This is a genomic window from Vallitalea sp., from assembly GCF_025211055.1.
In the GTDB taxonomy this organism is placed as follows: Bacteria; Bacillota; Clostridia; order Lachnospirales; family Vallitaleaceae; genus Vallitalea.
This window is the reverse complement of the sequence record NZ_JAOARO010000020.1, coordinates 1-3,664: the sequence shown is the minus strand read 5'-3', so window position 1 is coordinate 3,664 and position 3,664 is coordinate 1. Positions and strand designations below refer to the sequence as shown.

3 protein-coding genes are annotated in these 3,664 nt (G+C 27.3%); 2 read left to right on the top strand and 1 reads right to left on the bottom strand.

Going from position 1 to position 3,664, the window contains the following annotated elements:
• Both N4A55_RS02740 and N4A55_RS02735 read left to right on the top strand, forming a co-directional pair.
• Positions 1–299, top strand: a 299-nt coding sequence (locus N4A55_RS02740) for an RNA polymerase sigma factor (RefSeq protein WP_293753943.1), incomplete at its 5' end; no start/stop codon positions are given.
• 219 nt (positions 300–518) lie between these two features.
• On the top strand, positions 519–2,012 hold the full coding sequence (locus tag N4A55_RS02735; RefSeq protein WP_293753942.1) for a hypothetical protein: 1,494 nt from the start codon (positions 519–521) through the stop codon (positions 2,010–2,012).
• A 27-nt stretch (positions 2,013–2,039) separates the two neighbouring features.
• Here N4A55_RS02735 and N4A55_RS02730 read toward each other — a convergent pair whose 3' ends face one another.
• The gene (locus N4A55_RS02730) at positions 2,040–3,290 is read right to left on the bottom strand and encodes a DUF5050 domain-containing protein (RefSeq protein WP_293753941.1); all 1,251 of its coding nucleotides are present in this window, start codon (positions 3,288–3,290) and stop codon (positions 2,040–2,042) included.
• Positions 3,291–3,664 lie beyond the last annotated feature (374 nt).

Sequence of the window (3,664 nt, the reverse complement as noted above, 5' to 3'; positions counted from 1 at the left end):
AGAATATTTCGTATATAAATAAATCCATTAAAAATACCTATATTAGGTTTTCAAAAAGTAATAACAAGAAATTAAATATCATACCTCTTAATGAAAGTTTTCATAATCAAGCGGACGAAACAATAGCATACATTAATGAAGCAATAAATCAACTGTCACGTATTCAACGAAGGATTATTATATATAAAATACATGGTTATTCAGATGTTGAAATTGCATTGAAATTAAAGGCATCAAGACAAACGGTATCAAGACATAAAAAGAAAGGAATACAATTTATTAAGGATTATTTAAAATAAAATAATAACATGTGGTGGTAATGTCGTAAAAGTCTATGATAGTATTATATCAAGCCAATAAACCTAGGTAATTTATTAAAGGCTTGATAATTTGGTAAAATAATTTAAATTAAGATTTACATTTTATTGCTGAATTATCTCTATTATAAATGTAAGTAACTCGCGAATTACTGTTATATAAAATTTATAAAAAAAAATATACAAGGAGAGATGATAATAATGTCAAAAGATTTTAATAATCCTACTAGAATTAACATTAATAACCCATACGTTGGAAATTTAGCAACATATGGAGATAATTGGTTTTATACTGAATTTCAGCAATCAGGAAAAGCAACATTTGAGGTCGTACCTTCAAGTGGACTAAGCGTTAATTTATACATATATGACAGAAATAATAACACTTTAGCAATTAGTACAAGTGGAGGAGAAGGGCAAGCCGAAAGAATAGAATATAATGTAAGTGTTGGTCAATGGATAAGGATGGATGTTCAATATTCATCTGGTTCAGGTAGTTTTACACTTTCATGTAAAATGAAATCAGGAGGTTCAGTTACACCAAATGCAAAAGAAATAAAAGATAATGACTATAACCCACCAGTAAATATTAGTAAAGGACAAGAACACTGGTATTATGTGCGATTTGATAAAGACGGTAAGGCTAATTTTTTTGTTGAACCATTAAATAGTCAATTAGATGTTGATATCACAGTATATAAAGGCAGTACTACTGGGGAGGTAGTGGGTCAATCTTCAAAAGGTCCAGGTCAATGGGATTTAGTTGAGAAAAAACCAGTGCAGGCAGGGATTAAATATTATATTAAAATTAAAGGATATTCTGGTTCAGGTCAATATAAGGTTAGATGTAAGAATTATACTCAAATTTTATCAGATAATGAAATTGATTCATACGTTAGAAATAATAATCTAACATCTATTCAGAAAAATGCATTGGATAGAGTAAATACATATGCAAATAATGATAAAATAAAAACAGCAATTGCTAAAAACAGACCTTTAATCTTTTTCTTTGAGGGTGCTGGTTTGAACAGCAATACAAAGTATAATAAAGAGAATGGGAGATCTAAATACAGTATTGATAGGTATGGGGCTATTGCATTAGTTATAAAAAACAATAAAATTATTTTTTTCACTGACCAGGCTTCCACATTACCAGATAGACCAAAAGGAACTAAATACGATATTCCAACAGTAGTCGATGGAGTATATAATATTAACTCACATTTACATCAGGGGGAATATCCAGCTTTTAAAATTAATAGTCCAAAAGTTATTAGATTTGGCAATACAAATTGGTACGATAGTTCAAGCTCAGGCATTAACATTCATGCAGGATATAATACTTATAAATATAATACTGCGAAAGATGGTTTAGAAGGTAGTTGGAGTAATTCAGAGGGATGCCAATTATTAAGTATGAGAAACACAGTAAGAAAAAATATTACTTCATCAAAATGTTTATGCTTCGATCCTAATGGAACAGATAGTGGAATATATCATGAATTCGTAAAGTCTATTGGTTTAGTGAATAGTAATATTTTTTCATCAAATGGAGTTGTAATTAATAAAAATATGAATGTTATAAGAGGAACTGTAATTATTGATAGGGAATACGTAGATACTCATAATACCACATTACAATCATTATATGGTGTAGATGGCTTGAAATATATGAGAAAAGGTGTTAAATAATCAAAATTCATCTAAAAATCCCCCCCTTTATTGAGAGGGATTTTTAGATTTAATATTCTTGATATCTCCTATTTCGGATACCTTATAAGTATCAAAATTATAACTAAAGTAAATAGGGTCTGGTGTATCTCTAGTAATGGTATAATAAAGTTTGTTATTATGAACAAATTTGATATCTTCTAAAAAACCATATTCATCATTATCACAGAGAAGAACTTTTGAAATTTGTGTATCTAGGTTATATAAGTATAATTTATTGTTTGTTTCAGCATTACTCTCTGAATAACCAACATTAATATGCAATAACCAATTTTTATAAACGATAAAGTCGGTTGCTTTTATATTTTCTAATACCATTTCTTTTGTTGCAGATATATTATCAATAGGTATTCTATAAAGATTACATAAGTTGTTATTGTTGGTAATGGAATAATATATATTATTATCATAAATATAGATTCCTGTAGTGTTATTCGATATTAAATCGCTAGTATTGGATACTGTATTATGCCGATAAAAATTTTTATCCACATCAGTATAGAAGACATCATTCTTGTAACATACAATTCCTCTACAATGTCCAATATTGATTTTAAGATTTACTTGTGTAGAAGATAGCTGACTAATTGCTCTTGTATGAAGATTAAGCTTATATAAGTAATCATCAGTATCGTCAAATATAATATTATTGTTACAATATGAGAATATTATACAATTACTAGAAAGAATCTTTTCAAGGTTACTCCCATTGATATCACATTGATATAACTCAAAGAAACGACTAGAAAAAAATATTTTTTCTTTCGTAATAATAAAGCCCCAGACGGGTTTATCGGATATAGTTGTTATTTGATTGGTTATTGTATTATATGATTTTAATAAAGCACCGTCTACATCTACATAGAAGATTTTATTATCATAAAAAGCAATAGTACTACTAGAATTACTATTTGAAAACTCATTGTCTGCTTCTGAAAACAGGCTGTTGTTAGCAGGATATTGATGTTCTTTTGAATCTTCTTGTAATTCATTACATCTAACCACTTTTAGCGTATCTTCTTCAATAGTATTATCTTTTAGATTTGCTAAGATATTATTTGTTTCACTAGATGTATCTTTCCTTGATTTATTGGTATTCTTATTATTTGTTTTTTTATTTATAATTTTATCAGTATTTAAATCAACTACTTGTTTATTTGTACAACCTGAAAATAATAACAGTGACAGTAATGAAATAAATACTAATAGTATTGCTTTTATATTATTATTTTTAATCATTATAAAACTCCTTATATTCTTTTATTTTTTTTATAAATAATAGTTTACAACATTTTAAATGTTATGTAAATAATATAATCATTTAACAATAATATAGTGTGTCAACTAATTAGTATTAACAATAGCCTACCTATTGGTAGGCTTAATACTTTACTGAATATGAAGTTTTTCTTTTAAAGCTTCCTGAAGAAGTTGGGAAAAGTTAATGTTATTTAATTGTCCTAATGTATTAATGCATTTTAGGTGATAATTTATCATAGGCTTCTAACATAGCTTTCTTTTCATTGCTAAAGCTATTTTGAGAAACTTTCTTAACGTCCTTGTCTTCTGAAAGAAGATAATCAGTATCCACGCCGTATACATTAGCTAATTTT

Coding starts and splice junctions, on each gene's coding strand:
- N4A55_RS02730 (WP_293753941.1), bottom strand. CDS start 3,290: ATGATTAAAAATAATAATATAAAAGCAATACTATTAGTATTTATTTCA.
- N4A55_RS02735 (WP_293753942.1), top strand. CDS start 519: ATGTCAAAAGATTTTAATAATCCTACTAGAATTAACATTAATAACCCA.